Raw genomic sequence first — 17123 nt, 5'->3', positions numbered from 1 at the left:
AGTCGCCGAGCGCGTCGATGATGGCGACGGTCTTGCCCTCGCCGCCGCCCGGCAGGTCGTAGGCGGCCTGGATGTCGGCCGGGCCCAGCGAGCCCGCCAGCGGGCCGTCGGCGCTGGTCAGCGGGTGCAGGTTCGTGTCCGCCTTGAACAGCGAGTTGCAGGTGACGGTGTGCGGCTTCGGCTTGGCGGAGTTGCAGCCGGTCGGGGTGTACAGCGCCTTGGGCGCCTCCGCGGCGGGCTTACCGGCCGCGGTCCGGGTCGCCTTGTCGGCGGCGACAGGCTTCGCGTCGCCGGAAGTGTTGGCGGCGTTGAGTACGGCTTGCCCGGCGGCGTCCTGCGCTGGGACCGTGCCGGGCTGCGTGACGTCGGGTCGGCCGGCGCCGAGCTGGGCGGTACCGAGCTGAGTGGTACCGACGATCAGCGCCAGGCCCGTTAGCACCGGGAGGATGAGCGCCAGCAGGCGCGTCAGGGGGACTCTCAAGGGGAATGCCTTTCCAGAGGGTTGCAGGACCGGCGGCTCACAAGGCTTCGTACCTCGCCGCAATCACGGGCTGGCTGGACTCGTCGTGGCGGCCACCCGGCTCGCCGGGCGGAACTGGAGCTCCATCAATGGATTCGGCGGAAACTGGCTCATCGGCCGGTAGGTCATCAGGAGTCGACGCGATCACCGGCGAAGTATCCGGGAGCGCAGCAGAAGTTTCGATTGGGCGGATGCCCTAATTTTCTTCCGGAACTGCAGTTCCGGAATTGGTTCAGTCCGGTCATCAAGGTGCGCCGGGCGTGCGAAATATTCGCCTCATGAAGAAAATGTCAAGAATTTTCGAATGTATCGCGTCATGATGTCGCGCGAGTCAACCCGGCCCCCGAAAACCGGTGCATTTTTCGAACGGACGACCTGACGGCACGATCGTTCAAGCCGCAGTGGTGGCGCCGGTTCCCCGCCCCGAAGCGGCGAAACCGCTGGGCAGGCACCGATGCGCGCCTCACCGTCCCGGCCTGGCGGCCGCCGCCTCCGTCACGGTGTTTCGTCGGGTTCAGGAGCCGACAACGGCAAGCGCACCATGAACCGGGTGTTGCCCGGCGCCGATTCGACGGAGAGATCTCCACCGTGTTTGCCGACCACGATCCGCCACGACACATCGAGCCCGAGGCCGGTGCCCGATCCGACGGGCTTCGTCGTGAAGAACGGCTCGAAGATGCGGTGTTGTACCTCAGCAGGCACTCCTACGCCGGTGTCCGAGACTTCCACGAGCAGCCTGTCGTAGTCGCGCGAGGTGCGTACGGTAAGGGTCCCACTGCCGCCCATCGCGTCGAGCGCGTTGTCGATGAGGTTGGTCCACACCTGGTTCATCTCCGCGGCGTACAGCGGAATTGCGGGCAGCCCGCAGTCGTATTCTTTGACCACGGTGACGTTGTCAGCGATCCTGCTGTTCAGCATCAGCAAGGTGCTGTCGAGCAGCTCGTGGACGTCGACCTCCCGATACTGGGCGCGATCCATCTGCGAGTAGTGCTGAGCTGCTGTGACCAGAGCCGAAATCCGCGTGCTGGCATCATCGATCTCACCGACCAGCAGCTCGATCTCGATGATATGGCTCAGCTGGTGCAGAAAATTTCCGAGCGCCGGATCGTCGCCCGTCGTGGCCGCCACCGCGTCCAGCCAGTCGACCGTCAACGCCGCCTGCACGAGCGAGGGGGCGATGCGCCAGCCGTCCGTGATGCCGTGTTCATCGAGCCACTCGTTCAGCTCGTCCTCTTGATCGGCGGCTTCCAGGGGGCTAGCCGACCGAGCTGCGAAAACTTGGTTCAGGGCAAGTTCCTCCAGCTTGACCAGTTCCCGGAACTGGGGGGAGCCGGCGCCGGCAGAGGAGCTCGCATCGGGTGTCCGCCGCAGCTCGGAGATGTGCTCTCGCAGTGCTGCGGTTGCGCGCGTGGCGGCGGCCGCCGGATTGTTGAGCTCGTGGGTGAGACCGGCGGCCAGTGAACCCAGCGCCAGCAGCCGTTCGCGCTGGCTGATCGCTTCCTGTGTGGCCTTCATCCCGCGGAACAGCCCTTCGAACATATGTCCGGGCATTGGAAACCACTTGTGCATCAATTCACTGAACTTGTCCGGGGCGAGCACGTACAACCGTGATGGTCTGGTGACTCGCAGGGTATCGTCCAATGCAGTGCCGACTCGGTCGCCGAAGAACGTACGCCAAGCGCCGGCATAAGAACCGGCCCGGCTCGTTTTGTTGATCTCGATGTGTTCGCCGCCAACCCGGCGAGAAATGACCAATTCGCCTTCGAGGAGAACGTACAGAGGCGTCACCAGGTCGTTCTCGTCATAGAGGTAGCCGGGCTCGAACCACTCCACCCGGCCGTGGCGGCACAGCCAGGCCAATTGGTCCTCCGCCAGGTTCTCGAACAGGAACAGTGTCCTGAGTTCCTCCACGTCACAGGTCGGTGTTTCGTGAGTCGCCATGTCTCCCCGGTTTCTGGCCGACGCTCGACACGCACCGGCCCGCCGTTCGAAAATCGTGGCAGTGAAGCAGCCCTCGTCGCATCCGCGAAGACACCGGCGGTTCACCGGTCGGGCGCCGGGTCCACGCGGGATCCCGGCGCCTTTGCCGATCGGCGGTGTGTGCTTACTTCGTGCAGGTCGACGACAACGCCGTGGTCAAGGCGCGGCGGTGAAGACCGTCGAGATGCCGGAACACCTCGCCTGTGACCTGCGCGACGCGGAGAGAAAGCTCGCACGCACCGGCCGTTGCCAGGAGTTGCCGGTGCGCCACCAGCTGCTGGAGCAAGTCGGTCGTGAGCTGGTCCAGCTGGTCGCGGATCTCGGCCAGATCGGGGCGGGTGGTCGGAGCCTCTGCGGGGTGAGCGGTCCACCGGTCGAACAAGCCCTGCTGGACGATCTTGCTGGCGGTGATCTGCTGCTGGAAAAAGGCCGCCGTAGCGACAGGATCGATACCCAGCGACTCGGCACTCTTCCGGATCGAGTCCAGTTCCTGCTGTTCGCGAACGGGATCGTCGATCGGCTTGTCCGTGCCGAACTTCGCGGCCGCGACCTGATCGCCGATCAGCAACCGTCGGATGACCAGGTCGGTCACCGGACCGAGTGGACCTGCCGGCGTCACCTCGAGGTCCGGGCTGGTGTAGTTGGCGTTGACGCTCGACGACGTGGCGCGGGGAACGGCGGCAAGGGCGGGCGCCGAGACGGAAACCGCCATCACCGCCCCCACCAGCAACGGGAACACCACTCGTCCCGCAGTTCGGGCTTTCGACACTTCAGGGAGCCCTTTCTCTGAGATTCGGCCATGGCCGGTGCGACATGCGCGTGACCCGACCATGGTCCGCTACAGATGGTGTGGATGGCGAACATTTGCCGGATTTGGCGGAAAATGATGATCGGCTGGACGGGGAACGTTGGCCGTCCGTTCTTGCTTGTCAGCCGTCGTTTCCAGTAAGGCTCTCGAGTGCGCTTTCAGCCAGCCGGACCAATTCTGTCGAATGCTGTTGGCGAAACATCTCCAAAGACTCGCTCAGGCAGGTCTTGGCCTTGCCCACGTGCCCGAGTTGTGAATACGTGGTGCCTAGAGCGTAGAGCGTGTTGGCCCGTTCGCTGAAGTCCTGGGGCTTCTGCAGGAGTGCCAGGGCCTGGTTGAAATAGTCGATTGCTTGATCCGGGTTGCCTGTCCTGAGGGAAATCTGCCCGAGCGTGTCGAGATTTGTCGCGCGCAGCTTTTCCTCCAGATCCTTGCCTAGATCGAGTGCGACCTGGGCCATCGTGCTCGCCTCCTCGTACTGGCCGTTCTCCGTCAGGCACCACGCCAGATCGCTGGCCAGGCGTTCGCGGATGTGCGCCGGCTGGTCACGAGCCAATTCCCACCCGAGTGTTCCGTCGGCCACGGCGAGTTCCATCCGTCCGGCCCGGCAGTTGAGCTCGCTCTTCACCTTCAGTGCGAGAATCCGGTCCACGATGTCATCGGTTCGCTCCGCCAGTGCCACCGCTTTCTCGATGTGGTCCAGTGCCGCGTCGTCCAGCCCCGACCTAGCCGAGCCGATGGCGAGAAACCGGTGAGCGACGGTGAGCTCGCTGGGCCGGTTCCGAGCCTCCGCCGCGCGTAGCGCGGCCTGCCAGATAGCGATGACCTCACGGTGGAGACCCCGCAGCGAATAGATGTTCGTGATCGCCCAGGAGATCTGCCAGACCAGCTCGCGCCAGCCGAGGCCCTCGGCGTGGCTCTGGATGGTTCGTAGGTTGGGCTCCTCGATTTCGAACCACCGCCACGCTTCATCGCTGCTGTGCATCGTCAGAGGGTTGCAGCCCTCGGGCGGCGGGTCGATCGTGATGCGTGGCCTGCCGGGAACCAGCAATTCCTGTGCCGGAACGGCGGTGTGGAGGTAGAAGTTCGAGAATCGCCACACCGCCGCGCGGAGCACGTCCTCGCTGATGTGTTCTTCCGCCTGTTCACGTGCATACAGGCGGACCAGATCGTGCATGCGAAAGCGTCCGGGGCTGTGCTGGTGCAGCAGCGAAGCGCGCTCGAGCGCACGCAGGAGAACTCGTGTCGCCGCGTAGGACTTGCCGATCAGCGCACCGGCGGCGGTGACGTCGATGTCCGAGCCGGGCGCGATACCGAGCAATCGGAAGACCTCGGCCTGTTCGGACGGGAGCGCCGCGTAGGACGTCGAGAGTACGGCTCGAATGCTCAAGTCTTCGTCCACGTCCAGGGCGTTGAGCGCCGATCCGGCGTCGTGCAGTTCGGCCACCAGCGATTCCAGTGGGAATTCGGGGTTTTCCTGAACGCGCCCGATGGTGATGGCCAGCGCCAGGGGAAGACCGCCACACGCCGCCGCCAATTGCCCGGTTGCCACCGCCTCGGCTTTCGAGCGCTCCGCGCCGAGCCCGGAGGCAAGCAGGTCAAGCGACTCCTGGTCATCCAGCGGATCAAGGGACAGGAGCGTTGCGTTGTGACTGGTCACCAGGCTGGTGAGCCGGTTGCGGCTGGTCACGATCAGCGAGCAACCCGGCCCGCTGGGGACCAGCGCCGCCACTTGGTCGGCTGTGCGTGCGTCGTCGACTACGAGCAGCACTCGCTTGTCGGCCAGCACGCTGCGGTACAGCCCCGTCATCGCTTGTGGTTCGTCGGGGATGACGTTCGGGTCGATCTCCAGTGCCATCAGGAAAGTGCGCATTGCCTGGTGGGGCGACACTGGATCGAGTGATGGCTCGAACCCCCTGAGGTTCGCGAAGAGCTGACCATCGGGGAAGAGGTCGAGGTGGTGGTGCGCCCACTGCTGGGTCAGCCAGCTCTTCCCCATGCCGCCGGCACCGGTGACGACGGCGACTCGAGTGGTGGAGCCGTCTGGCGTGAGCGCATCCGACAGCTTCTCCAGCTCCTGTCGACGGCCGACGAAGGAGCGCGGCGCCGAGGGGAGCTGACGGGGGACGATGGCGAGCCAATCATCGGACGGCGACTCTCCTGACGCTTCCGCCGCCACCGGCCCGAGTGACTTTCCGCTACCCGCCGGTCGCAGGCGCGGGTCTTCGAGAAGGATCTGCTGGTGGAGAGCGCGCAGGGTGGGGCCTGGATCGACTCCCAGCTCCTCCGCGAGCGCGGAGCGGATTTTGTCGAAGTAGAGCAGGGCCTCGGCCTGGCGATCGCTGCGGTACAGGGTGAGCATCATCTGTGCTGCCACCCGTTCGTTCAACGGCTGCCTGTCCGCCCGCGACGACAGCTCAGCCAGGAGCGAGGTGTGCAGGCCCAGCTCCAGCTGCTTGTCGGTCCGGTCGAGGACGACCGATTCGTGCTCGGCGAGCAACGCCGTGCGCGCGTTGTTCAACCACGGACTGTCCAAGCCGGCAAAGGGTTCCCCCCGCCAAAGCTCCAGTGCCGCGTCGAAGTGGGCGAGCGCTTCCGACGGGCAGGTGCTGTTGCGGGCGAGCGTCACAGAACGGCGGAACCGATTCAAGTCGATGCTACCGTCATCGACCTCGATCGCATAACCGCGCCCCCGCCGGACGATGCCGGCGTCATTGCCCAACGCCGAGCGCAATCGGGTGAAGTAGCTGTGCAGTGAGCTGTGAGCCTGCCGAGGAGCTTTCTCACCCCAGACACGGCTGACAAGTTCGCCCAGCTGCACGGGCTTGTTCACGTCCAAGAGCAGCGCCACGAGCACGGCTCGAGGCCGGGAGGGTCCGAGCACGAGTGCTTGGCCTTCGCGATTTGCTTCGACGTCACCCAGGATCCGGAACTCGATTGCCACGCGACAGATGCCTTTCGCCGATCGACCCTGGCCCGGTGTCGGTATGTGGACACCAACGCCTGCGGCAATCGTAAGCAGGTTCTGCCGTAGTACTCATCCTGGAGGGTTCGTTACGGATCGCTTACGAGTGTGCTCAGAGGATTCCGGCGCGAACGGCGCAAGCGACGGCGTGTGCGCGGTTGCGGAACCTGAACCGCGTGGTCAAGGCGTGCAGCACGTGCTTGATGGTGCTTTCCGAGTAGGTGAGCCGACGAGCGATCTCGGCGGTTTCCGCGCCCTCGGCGAGCATCCTCAGGATGTCCACCTCCCGTTGGGTGAGACCGGAGCTGTTGAAGCCGAGCGACCCGAGCGTGTCCTTCTGCATGTTCCGGACCAGGGCGAGCAGCTTGCCCAAGACTTCCTTGGGCATGACCCCCTGGTTGTTGGCGGCACTGACCACCGCTTCAGCCAGCTCGGCCACGCCGGAGGAGCGACGGGCGAGGATGCCGACGACTCCGCATTCGACCAACGTGAGCAACGCCTCTTCACCGACGCCGTTGGCGAGCAGCACCACCGATCGTGCCGACTCGCGCATCGAGCGGAGCCGCTGGATGTCTTGTGCCGCGACCTGTCCGGCGATGAACACGAGGACATCCGCCGGCTCGTCGAAAGCAGCCGGCACGAGCCGGCGATCCCCGGTGAGGATCCTGGCGACACCCGACGAGGTGATCGCGTCTTCGGCGGCCACACGCACGGTGACCTGCCCGGCCTGGTTCTTGTCCGCAGGCCTCGGATAGGTGAGGTCGACCACGTTCTGGACTGTCGTGCTGGGGGTCTTCTCGCGCAATGTCTGCATGTCCCTGAGCTTCCGGCAGTGCGCCTGCGGGACTCTTGACGAAAACTTGCTCACGGAACGTAGCGGTTGTCAACGGAATCGGTATGGGGCGACGCTGTGAGGATCATGGCAGAGCCAAGTGTCCGGCGGTGCTCCTCGAGAGCGCTCGATCGAGTAGCCGAACTTCTTGGGCCTCGAGAGCCTCGTGCGCAGGCAGCACCCGATCATAAGGATTTTCTTTCGATTCAATCCAAGTAACGAATGCCTTGGCGTCGGGCGGCCCGAAGATGATCACCCGATCAGCTCCGACGTTTCCCGGGTAATGTCGGATCGCGCAATCGGATCTCCTCACCGCGACCTACAGGATCTTGGGACGAGCATGATTTCCCTCCCGTTGTCCGTTTTGGACATTGCAATGATCGAGCAGGGCCGATCGAGCACCGAGGCTCTACGTGCGACTGTCGGTCTCGCCGCACAGGTCGAAGCCTGGGGATACCGCCGTTTCTGGGTGGCGGAGCACCATCGGTCGCGGTCGAGCGCGAGCTCGGTCCCGGCTGTCCTGATCGCCCAGATCGCAGCGACAACGAAGAGGATCCACGTCGGCTCGGGCGGGGTGATGCTGACGAACCACTCGCCGCTCGCGGTGGCCGAAGAATTCTCGATGCTCCGGGCATTGCACCCCGGGCGAATCGACGTCGGCGTGGGCCGGGGCTCGGGGACGCGAGATCCGGACGTGATCCGGGCCCTTCGTCGCGGCGCTCCTCCCGCGGATGGCGACGAGTACGGGCGGTCAGTCAAAGAGCTGGTGGACCTGATGGCTGGCGGGCCGGCGGACATGTCCCCCGACGGCGGTCCATGGCTGCTGTCGTCGTCGGGTGCGGGTGCGACGCTGGCGGCCGCGCTGGGCCTGCCGCTGGTGGTCGCACATCACATCCGGCCCGACCAGACATCGGAATCCGTGCGGCTGTACCGCCGGAACTTCAAGGCCTCACGCCGTCTTGATCACCCGTACGTGATGGTGTCGGTGACGGCTGTGTGCGCCGACACCGTCGATCGGGCCGAACTGCTGGCGCGGCCCGCAATCCGCTACTTCGCGGCTTCGGTCCTGGGCGGAGGCGACATGGAGTCGTTCGCCACAGTCGCGGAGATGGCCGCCCGCGGGCTGACAGAGGCGGAACACGGAACCGCGGATCTGCTCGTTCGAACCCAAGCCATCGGGGACGCCGATCGTGTGGTGAAGCAGCTTGTCGACTTGGCGGCCACGACGGGGGCCGACGAGCTCATGCTGATGACCCCGGTCTACGAACCCGCGGATCGGGCACGGTCCTTCGAGCTGGTCATGCGCAGTGCGGTCCGTGAGCACACTCGGGCAAGCCCTGGGTGATCACGGATGCGACGCCGCACCGGTCCGTGCTCTGGTGGGGCGGCAGAGATCTTCGTGGCGTGAACAACGTGGTCGGAACAGTTCTGGAGTGTATGACGATGGAGCACCAACAGGTCCGTGACGCGGTCGCCGCCATGTGGGACGGCGAGGTCCTTCCCGATCTCACGGAACTGTTGCGATTGCCGGCGGTGTCCGAAGCCTACGATCCGGATTGGCGGGCGAACGGGTACCTGCGGCGCGCGGCCGAGCACATGGCGGCGTGGCTTCGCCGGCAGGACCTGCCCGGTGCAACCGCCGAGGTGGTGGAGATCGAGGGCAGGTCACCCCTCGTCCTGATGGACGTTCCGGCGACGGACGGCGCCATCGACGGTCAGGTAGCACTCCTCTACGGCCATCTCGACAAGCAGCCCTCGTCCGAAGGGTGGTCCGACGGGTTGGGGCCGTGGGACCCCGTTGTCCGGGGTGACAAGCTGTACGGTCGAGGTTCGGCCGATGACAGCTACGCAGGGTACGCCGCCACGGCGGCGGTTCGCGCGATCCACGTCGCGGGCGGCAGCCACCGCAGGGTGGTGATCCTGCTGGAGACGGGAGAGGAATCGGGAAGTCCCGACCTTCCGGCCTACCTCGGCCACTTGCGGGAACGCCTGGGCCGCGTGACCCTGGTGACGTGCCTGGACTCGGGCGGCGGCGATTTCGAGCGGCTCTGGGTGACCAGGAGCCTGCGTGGAATCCTCCAGGCGACGCTGACTGTCTCCATCCTCGAGAGCTCCGTCCATTCAGGAATGGCCAGCGGCATCGTGCCGAGTTCTTTCCGCATCATGCGCACACTGCTCGATCGGCTCGAAGACCCGGCGAGCGGGCGAATCCTCGTGCCGGAGATGAATGCGGACATCCCGGAGCAATGTGCCCTCGACGCTGTAGCGCTCGCGAAGCTCGACCCGGATGCCAGCCTGCATCCCCTGGCGCTGGTCCCAGGTGCACAGCCGACTTCCGAAGACGAAGCGGAGCGGATCCTGAACAACACCTGGCGGCCGACGTTGTCGGTGACCGGTGCCGCAGGACTGCCGGACGTCTCGGCGGCAGGAGCCGTGCTCCGGGCCGGCACCTCGTTGCGGCTGAGCTTCCGGTTGCCGCCCACCGTCGACGCGGCGGTCGCTGCCGCGGCGCTCGAACGGATCACCACCACGGACGTTCCCTACCGCGCCAACGCGACCATCACCGATGTGATGGCCCAGGACGGCTGGTACGCCCCGGACACACCTGACTGGCTGGCGAACGCTCTGGACGACGTCGGAGACCGGGTATTCGGCGCGCGACACCGGTTCATCGGCTTGGGTGCCGGCATTCCGTTCATGCAGATGCTGGTTCGCGCTTATCCGGACGCGGCTTTCCTGGTGACGGGAGCCCTCGGCGCCGAATCGAACGTGCACGTGCCCGACGAATGGCTGCACATCCCCTTTGCTCGGCGCGTCACCGAGGCTGTTGCGCACGTGCTCGAGGCTCATGCTGCAGAAGCCGACTGAAATTCTCCACGAAGGACCAAGTCCGTTCGGACTTTCGATCAAGATCACCAGGTCGAGCCTTCTAACGCCGTAACGTCGTGGAGAGAACGTGGACGAGACCGGTCCTTCATGAACAAGCGATTCGGGGGTGTGAGAAAGAGTGCGGAGCAAGGCGTTCTCGTGGGCCGATGCCACGGACAAGCGTGAGACCGAGAAGTTGGCCGCGCTTTACGAGCATGATCGGGAGGTTCGTGATACTCGACCCGACCAGGCTGTGATCGCCGAAGTTTCCCGACCCGGCCTCGGTGTGGCGGATATCCTCGAGCTCGTGTCACAGCGGTATGCGGATCGGCCTGCGTTGGGGGAGCGGGCTGCGGAAACCTCGACCGACTCCGAGACCGGACGAGCCTCGCGGCACTTGTCCGCAGGCTTCACCACCGTCTCTTACCGGGAGCTCAGCGATCGTGTCGAGGCGATCGCGGCCGAGTGGCATCGCGACGAACTCGCACCTGTCCACGTCGCGGAGCGTGTTGCGGTGCTCGGTGCAGGCAGCCCGGACTACGTGGCTGTCGATCTCGCCTGTTCGAGGCTCGGGGCGACCATCGTGGCTCTGCAGTCCAGCGCTGCGAGCGCCACTCTGCGGCCCATCGTCGAAGAGACGGAACCGAGGATCATCGCGTCGAGTCCCGACCTCCTGCACTCTGCGCTCGATCTCGCGCTCGGGGTCGACACGGTCCTGCGGGTGGTGGTCTTCGACCTCCATCCGGAGGACGACGAGCACCGCGCACAACTGGAAGCAGCGCGTGCCCGCCTGAAAGGAACCCGGGTTCGACTGTCCAGACTGACCGAGGTGATCGAACGGGGTCGATCGCTGGTACCGGCACCACGGCCGGCGTACGATCCCGACCGGCTGTCGCTGCTGTTGTACACCTCCGGCAGCACCGGTACGCCCAAAGGTGCCATGTACACCGAGCGACTGTGTGCGTCGTTGTGGACTTCGTACTTCCCCCGGGTACCCGAACAGCCGGCCATCGCTCTCTCGTACACACCGCTGAGCCACGTTCTGGGGCGGGCGCTGCTTTTCCAAGCCCTCACGAGGGGGGGCACCGTCCACTTCGTGTCGGCCGGCGATCTGTCCACCCTGTTCGAGGACATCGCACTGGTGCGGCCGACCGAGCTCATGCTGGTTCCGCGCGTCTGCGAGATGATCTTCCAACGGTTCACCGGCGAGCTGAACCGCCGGGCCGCCGAAGGAATCGACCAGGTCGCCCTGGAAGCCCAGCTGAAGTCCGACATCCGGCAGCACGTGCTGGGTGGGCGAGTCGTGTGGGCCCTGTTCGGCTCAGCGCCCCTGTCCGCGGAGTTGCGTGAGTTCGCCGAAGGCCTCCTGGAGCTGCCTCTGCATGACCTGTTCGGGTCGACCGAGGCCGGTGGATTCCTGATAGACAACCGGCTCCTGCGGCCACCGGTGAGCGATTACAAGCTCGTGGACGTTCCGGAGCTGGGGTACTTCTCGACAGACTTGCCCTACCCCCGTGGTGAGCTGCTGCTCAAGACGGACACCCTGGTCGCGGGCTATTATCGTCGTCCGGACGCAACCGCCGAAGTCTTCGGTACCGATGGCTATTACCACACTGGCGACATCATGGCCGAAGTCGCGCCTGACACCCTGGTGTACGTCGATCGGGCCAAGAACGTGCTGAAGCTGTCCCAGGGTGAGTTCGTGGCACTGTCCCGGCTGGAGACATTGTTTGCGAGCGCGGACTCGATCCGGCAGATTTTCGTGCACGGGGACAGCGAACGTTCGTATCTCACCGCCGTGGTGGTCCCGACCCCGGAGGCGCTCGAGTCGGTGGGCGGCGACGTGGCGGCGCTACGACCTCGTATCGCCGCGTCGATCCAGGAGTTGGCCAAAGACGAAGAACTCGACTCTTACGAAATCCCCCGCGATTTCCTCCTTGAAACCGAGCCGTTCACACCGGAGAACGGCCTCCTGACCGGCGCCCGGAAGCTGATGCGCCCGCGGCTGAAGGCACACTACGGCGAGCAGCTTGCGGCGCTGTACGACTTGCGCGCAGAGCGAGAGCAAGCTCAACTGCAGGATCTCCACCGCACCGGGCGCGAGCGTCCGACGCTCGAAACCGTCGTCGGCGCGGCGCGAGCCGTGCTCGGAGCGCGGGAGGACCAGGTCGGCCCCGAGGCGCGCTTCGCCGAATTGGGGGGCGATTCGCTGTCGGCGCTTTCCTACTCCCGGCTGTTGCAGGAGATCTTCGGGGTCGAAGTACCGGTCGCCGTCATCACCAGCCCGGGGAACGACTTGCGCGCACTGGCGGCGCACGTCGAGTCGATGTCGGGTCCGGGCACCGATCGGCCGACTGCCGCTTCCGTACACGGGGGTCAGCGCACAGTCGTGCGCGCTGCGGATCTCAGGTTGGACAAGTTCGTCGACCTGGCCGGGTTCGAGGGAGCGAGCCCTCCATCGGACCAGGCACGCACCGTGTTGCTGACCGGCGGCAACGGCTACCTCGGCCGCTTCCTCTGCCTGGAGTGGCTCGAACGGCTCGCCGAAACCGGAGGCACGCTGGTGTGCCTCGTTCGAGGCCACACCGACGAGAGCGCCCAGGCCCGGCTGGAAGCCGCCTTCGACAGTGGTGACGCGGCGTTGGTCAGGCGATTCGGCGAACTCTCGGACGGGCGGTTGAAAGTGATCGCGGCGGACGTGGGCGAGCCGCGGCTCGGGCTCGAGGCGGCGACTTGGCAATGGCTGGCCGACACCGTCGACGTCATCGTTCACGCGGCGGCGCTGGTGAACCACGTGTTGCCCTACGACCAGCTCTTCGCTCCCAACGTGGCCGGCACGGCCGAGCTGATCAAACTGGCTGTGAGCGGGACGCTCAAGCCCGTCACGTACCTCTCGTCGGTGGTGGTTACGGACGAGCAGGCGTCCTCGTTGGACGAGGACGCCGATATTCGTGAGTCGAGCCCGGCACGGGTGCTCGACAACCGGTACGCGAGTGGTTACGCGGCCAGCAAGTGGGCTGGCGAAGTTCTGCTCCGCGAGGCCCACGACAGGACCGGACTGCCCGTCGCGGTGTTCCGATCGGACATGATCCTGGCGCATTCGCGCTACCGCGGTCAGCTCAACCTGCCGGACGTGTTCACCCGACTGCTGTTCAGCTTGATCGTCACGGGTATCGCACCGCCGTCGTTCTATCGGAACACCTCCGGCGAGCGGCCGCGCGCGCACTACGACGGACTCCCCGTGGACTTCACGGCGGAGGCGATTGCCACCCTGGGCGCTGACGCAGCGACCGGGTTTCGGACGTACAACCTGCTCAACAGTCACGATGACGGTATTTCGCTGGACGTTTTCGTCGACTGGCTGAATGAGTCCGGGCACCGGATCCGTCGGATGGAGTCGTACGCGCAGTGGTTCGAGCGTTTCACCACGGCGCTGCGTGCGTTGCCGGACAGGCAGAAGAGGCAGTCGCTGCTCCCCCTCCTGACAGCCTTCGCGACTCCTGCGCCGACGGCCACGGCCGTGCCGTCCGACCGGTTTCGTGCCGCCGTTCAGAACGCCGGGGTGGGCCAGGCGAAGGACGTGCCGCATATCACCGAGCGACTGATTCGCAAGTACGTGAGCGATCTCACGGCACTCGGCGTGCTCTGAGCGCTTGCACCCGTCAGTCCGACAGTTGATCGACAGGAGTGGAGAGAGCATGTTTTCCGGCCGTGCATGGCGCGTGGTGAAGTTCGGCGATCCGGATGAAGCGGTAGCGGTGCAGGAAATGACCCTGCCAGAGCCGGCAGCAGGCCGAATCCTGGTCCGGGTCAAGACGGCCGGCGCCGGTTTCCCCGACTTGATGATGGTCCGAGGCGAGTACCCGCTCACGGGAGCCCCTCCCTTCGGCCTCGGCGAGGAAGTCACCGGCGAGGTGGTGGGAGCACCGCCGGGATCGCGGTTCGCAGTCGGTGATCGCGTGGCCGGTATCACCGATTTCAGGTCCGGCTGGGGTGGTTTCGCCGAATACACCTACATCCGCGAGGAATCGACGTTCCGCGTTCCGAACGGCATGTCGGACGAAGAGGCCGGCGGCTTCCCCATTGCCTTCCGCACGGCGTACGCGACACTGGTCGAGCGTGCTCCTGTGGAGGCCGGCCAGGCCTTGGTCGTCCTCGGAGCGGCGGGCAGCAGCGGTGCGGCTGCCGTGCAACTCGGCAAAGTGCTGGGCGCGACAGTCATCGCCGTCGTCGGCAGCCCGGAGAAGGCGGAGTTCGTGGCGGGGCTTGGCGCCGATCACGTTCTCAACCACCGCACGGATGACCTTCCGGCGAAGATCCTCGAGCTGACGGGTGGACGCGGAGCGGATCTCATCTTCGACCCGGTGGGCGGCGAGACCGCGGCCGCGGTCCTGAAGAGCCTCGGCCGCAACGGCCGAATTGCGATGATGGGACTTGCCAGTGGGGCTCCCGTCCCACTGGACCCTGTCGACATGCTCATGCGCAATTACACGGCGGTCGGTGTGCTGGCCCTTCCCCAAGACGACCTCAACGTCGAGGCGAGCGTGTGGGACCACCTGCGCAAGCTGGTGGAAGACGGGGCCATCACGACTGCGGTGGGCACGGTCTACGGCTTCGATGATGTTCCGCGGATGATCGCCGAACAGAGCTCGCCGAGGGCTGGGAAGTCAATCGTTCGAGTGGCCCTCTGAGCGCAGCGGGAACGGGCTGTTCCTTGGCTCGCGCCCGGCAGCCGGCCGGCGCGAGCCAAGGAACAGCTGCCGGTCTGCCCTGCGTGGTGCGACCGGCCCGGACCGGCTCCGGGACCGAGTAGTGGCGGACTCGGCCCCGAAGCCAGCCGGATCAGGCGTTCCAGGCGCCGTCCACGCGGATGTCCGCCCCGGACACGTACGATGCTTCAGGGCTGGCCAGGAACAAGACTGTTGCTGCCACCTCTTGCGGGGTCGCGTATCGGTGCAGCGGTGCCACCGACAAGACGTGCTGACCGAGTGGCGACTCCTCCGGGATCCGCATGTCGGTCTCCACGGACATGGGCGCGACGGTGTTGACGGTGATCCTGCGCGGTGCGAACTCGTGGGACCACGACCGCCCGTACATGCTGATTGCAGCCTTGGTGGCGCTGTAGTCCGCGAGACCCGCTGCGTGAGCTCGTTCACCCACGACCGATCCGAGGTTGATGATGCGACCGCCGTCGGGCATGTACTTCAGCGCTTGCTGCGTCGTGGCGACAAGACCGTGCACGTTTATCGCCCACATCCGTTCGATGTCCGCGACGGGCACGGTGCCTGTGGGGCCTCCGGCGAACACGCCTGCGCTGTTGACAAGAATGTCGATCTGCCCGAATTCGCTGCCGACACTGTCGACCAACCGCTCCACCTGCTCGCGGTCGGCCTGGTCCGCCCTGAAGGCGCTTGCACGCACACCGAACGCGCGCGCTTCGTTGACGACGGCGGCAGCCTTGTCGGCCGCTTGCAGGTAACCGACGGCGACGTCGGCGCCGGCCGCGGCGAGCTGACGCGCACACTCGGCACCGATGCCTCGGCTGCCGCCGGTCACCAGGGCGACTTTGCCTTGAAGGTTGGTGTTCACAAGGTCTCCACGGTCTTGAACGGATTCGGGAACGGCAAAGCTTTCGGCTGGTCCGGCAGCGAACGTTCCCCTGGTGGTCGTGGTGCCAACTGTAGTCAGGCGAGCCGTTCGTTTCCGGCGCGCGAACGAAAGCTGCACCCGACGACGGTCTTTCCTGATCCGGCGAACATTTGCCGCTTCGAATGCGTGACTCAGGCGAGCGATTTCCTTCACACCCGGCGGGTGGCCGGAGGTAGGGTCGTCGTCTGAACGCAAGGAGAATCCATGAATGCACCTGGGAGGACAGGACAGCCGGGGTTCGGCCGCAGAACACGGTGGCACCGTCTCGTTCGGCTCGGCCGATGAGCCGGCTTCGGCCATGCGACGCGCGGAGGCGGCTCACTCGGAACACGAACGACGAACCGGCGTGGCGGATCCTGGATGGCCGGAGTGATACGCGCGGTACATCGTCGTGGAGCAGAACGGCTCGCACCTGCCGACGTGACGTCGAACGGGCACTGCCCGGGCGCCCGGTCGGTTCGCGAACCGTCGGGCGCCCGGGCAGTGAGCTCCCTGTCCTCGATCGGGACGAGAGACGCGAGACATCAGGCGGCTTCGTAGCGGCCTTCGAAAACGGACCCCCGGCCGAGCTCGGTGAACCTCAGCCCGGTGATCTTGCCTTTCTCGACGAGCCAATGAAGGTCATAGCAGGCGCGGTAGGCGGGTGGCCAAAAGGAACAGAACCGGCCGTTCTCGTCCACATACCATTCGCCTCCCGAAGGGTTCCCACGGTCCACGTATGTGGTCTCACCGCCGGGCTCGAAGATCTGAGTTGAGCCGTCTTCGTAGGTGAAGCGCGCGGCTGTCAAGGCGTCGGCGATGTGCTGGGCCTCCACCGGGTCGCCATTCGCGACGGAAATTTTCTCAAGGGTCATGAGGTTCTCCCGGGTTCAGACGAGAAAAGTATTCGTGTCTTGATGTGCGAGGAGATCCGGTGCGTCCTGGTCGGCAGGACGCACCGGAACGGGTGGCAAAGCGAGGAGTCAAGATGCTTCGTCGCTGCGTACGACGGTCCCGAGAACGTCGTTGAACGCCTCCGTGGAAGAGGGGTGTGTGTAGATGGCCCCACGCAACTCGGTTGCCTTGATACCGTGGCGCATCGCGACTGCGACGGTGTTGATCAGCTCCTGGGAGTCGACGCTGAGGAGAGTGGCGCCGAGGATCTCGTCGGTGTCGAGGTCGATCACGAACTTCATCACTCCCCGGGTCTCTTCGACCACGTAGGCACGTGGCATCGCGACGATCTCGGCGACCGGCTGGCTCGCGACCTTGATCCGGTACCCGGCCGCCCGGGCCTCCGTCTCCGTGAGCCCGACGTTCGCCAGCGGCGGCGTCATGAACAGTGTGCGGGGGATGGCAATGCGGTCGGTGGTCGCTCGTTTTCCTTCGCCCAGGAGCTGGTCCACCACAATCCGGCCGTCGTCGATCGAGACGTAGGTGAACTGCGGACCGCCGTTGACGTCGCCGACTGCGAAGATGTGCGGCTGGCTGGTCCGCAGGTACTCGTCGACCTCGATCGCAC

11 protein-coding genes and 1 pseudogene are annotated in these 17123 nt (G+C 65.6%); 4 read left to right on the top strand and 8 right to left on the bottom strand.

Annotated features, from left to right (window positions below; genetic code table 11):
• The 5 genes and pseudogenes from ACWEOE_RS41500 to ACWEOE_RS41480 form a co-directional block, all read right to left on the bottom strand.
• Positions 1-481, bottom strand: a pseudogene (locus ACWEOE_RS41500) (hypothetical protein); the annotation flags it as partial.
• Between the two features lie 534 nt (positions 482-1015).
• Positions 1016-2461: an ATP-binding protein gene (locus ACWEOE_RS41495; protein WP_452019241.1), complete on the bottom strand. Its 1446-nt coding sequence runs from the start codon at positions 2459-2461 to the stop codon at positions 1016-1018.
• Between the two features lie 163 nt (positions 2462-2624).
• The gene (gene aroQ, locus ACWEOE_RS41490) at positions 2625-3239 is read right to left on the bottom strand and encodes a gamma subclass chorismate mutase AroQ (RefSeq protein ID WP_452019239.1); all 615 of its coding nucleotides are present in this window, start codon (positions 3237-3239) and stop codon (positions 2625-2627) included.
• 190 nt (positions 3240-3429) lie between these two features.
• Positions 3430-6252: an AfsR/SARP family transcriptional regulator gene (locus ACWEOE_RS41485; RefSeq protein ID WP_452019237.1), complete on the bottom strand. Its 2823-nt coding sequence runs from the start codon at positions 6250-6252 to the stop codon at positions 3430-3432.
• A gap of 133 nt (positions 6253-6385) precedes the next feature.
• The gene (locus ACWEOE_RS41480; RefSeq protein ID WP_452019235.1) at positions 6386-7087 is read right to left on the bottom strand and encodes a response regulator transcription factor; all 702 of its coding nucleotides are present in this window, start codon (positions 7085-7087) and stop codon (positions 6386-6388) included.
• 301 nt (positions 7088-7388) lie between these two features.
• Here ACWEOE_RS41480 and ACWEOE_RS41475 point away from each other — a divergent pair, with 301 nt between their 5' ends.
• The 4 genes from ACWEOE_RS41475 (at position 7389) to ACWEOE_RS41460 (ending at position 14664) form a co-directional block, all read left to right on the top strand.
• Positions 7389-8450, top strand: coding sequence for an MsnO8 family LLM class oxidoreductase (locus ACWEOE_RS41475; RefSeq protein WP_452019245.1), 1062 nt, complete (start codon positions 7389-7391; stop codon positions 8448-8450).
• A 98-nt stretch (positions 8451-8548) separates the two neighbouring features.
• Positions 8549-9973, top strand: a complete 1425-nt coding sequence (locus ACWEOE_RS41470) for a M20/M25/M40 family metallo-hydrolase (RefSeq protein WP_452019243.1) — start codon at positions 8549-8551, stop codon at positions 9971-9973.
• Between the two features lie 139 nt (positions 9974-10112).
• Positions 10113-13622, top strand: coding sequence for a carboxylic acid reductase (gene car, locus ACWEOE_RS41465; protein WP_452019233.1), 3510 nt, complete (start codon positions 10113-10115; stop codon positions 13620-13622).
• A gap of 49 nt (positions 13623-13671) precedes the next feature.
• Positions 13672-14664 carry a zinc-binding dehydrogenase gene (locus ACWEOE_RS41460; protein WP_452019231.1) on the top strand — a complete coding sequence of 331 codons (993 nt, stop codon included), beginning with the start codon at positions 13672-13674 and terminating at the stop codon, positions 14662-14664.
• A 151-nt stretch (positions 14665-14815) separates the two neighbouring features.
• Here the strand turns inward: ACWEOE_RS41460 and ACWEOE_RS41455 are convergent, their stop codons facing one another.
• The 3 genes from ACWEOE_RS41455 to ACWEOE_RS41445 form a co-directional block, all read right to left on the bottom strand.
• The gene (locus ACWEOE_RS41455) at positions 14816-15562 is read right to left on the bottom strand and encodes an SDR family NAD(P)-dependent oxidoreductase (protein ID WP_452019229.1); all 747 of its coding nucleotides are present in this window, start codon (positions 15560-15562) and stop codon (positions 14816-14818) included.
• Between the two features lie 584 nt (positions 15563-16146).
• On the bottom strand, positions 16147-16476 hold the full coding sequence (locus tag ACWEOE_RS41450; protein WP_452019227.1) for a hypothetical protein: 330 nt from the start codon (positions 16474-16476) through the stop codon (positions 16147-16149).
• A gap of 108 nt (positions 16477-16584) precedes the next feature.
• The coding region (locus tag ACWEOE_RS41445) for an FAD-dependent oxidoreductase (protein ID WP_452019225.1) at positions 16585-17123 on the bottom strand (539 nt) is incomplete at its 5' end.

This window comes from Amycolatopsis sp. NPDC004368, from assembly GCF_053602515.1.
The sequence above is the reverse complement of the archived record's forward strand: the minus strand, read 5'-3'. Positions and strand labels throughout refer to the sequence as shown.

What these genes read in the sequence shown, in the direction of transcription:
- ACWEOE_RS41450 (WP_452019227.1), bottom strand. Translation starts at nt 16,476, where the DNA reads ATGACCCTTGAGAAAATTTCCGTCGCGAATGGCGACCCGGTGGAGGCC.
- ACWEOE_RS41460 (WP_452019231.1), top strand. Translation starts at nt 13,672, where the DNA reads ATGTTTTCCGGCCGTGCATGGCGCGTGGTGAAGTTCGGCGATCCGGAT.
- ACWEOE_RS41480 (WP_452019235.1), bottom strand. Translation starts at nt 7,087, where the DNA reads ATGCAGACATTGCGCGAGAAGACCCCCAGCACGACAGTCCAGAACGTG.
- ACWEOE_RS41475 (WP_452019245.1), top strand. Translation starts at nt 7,389, where the DNA reads ATGTCGGATCGCGCAATCGGATCTCCTCACCGCGACCTACAGGATCTT.
- ACWEOE_RS41495 (WP_452019241.1), bottom strand. Translation starts at nt 2,461, where the DNA reads ATGGCGACTCACGAAACACCGACCTGTGACGTGGAGGAACTCAGGACA.
- ACWEOE_RS41470 (WP_452019243.1), top strand. Translation starts at nt 8,549, where the DNA reads ATGGAGCACCAACAGGTCCGTGACGCGGTCGCCGCCATGTGGGACGGC.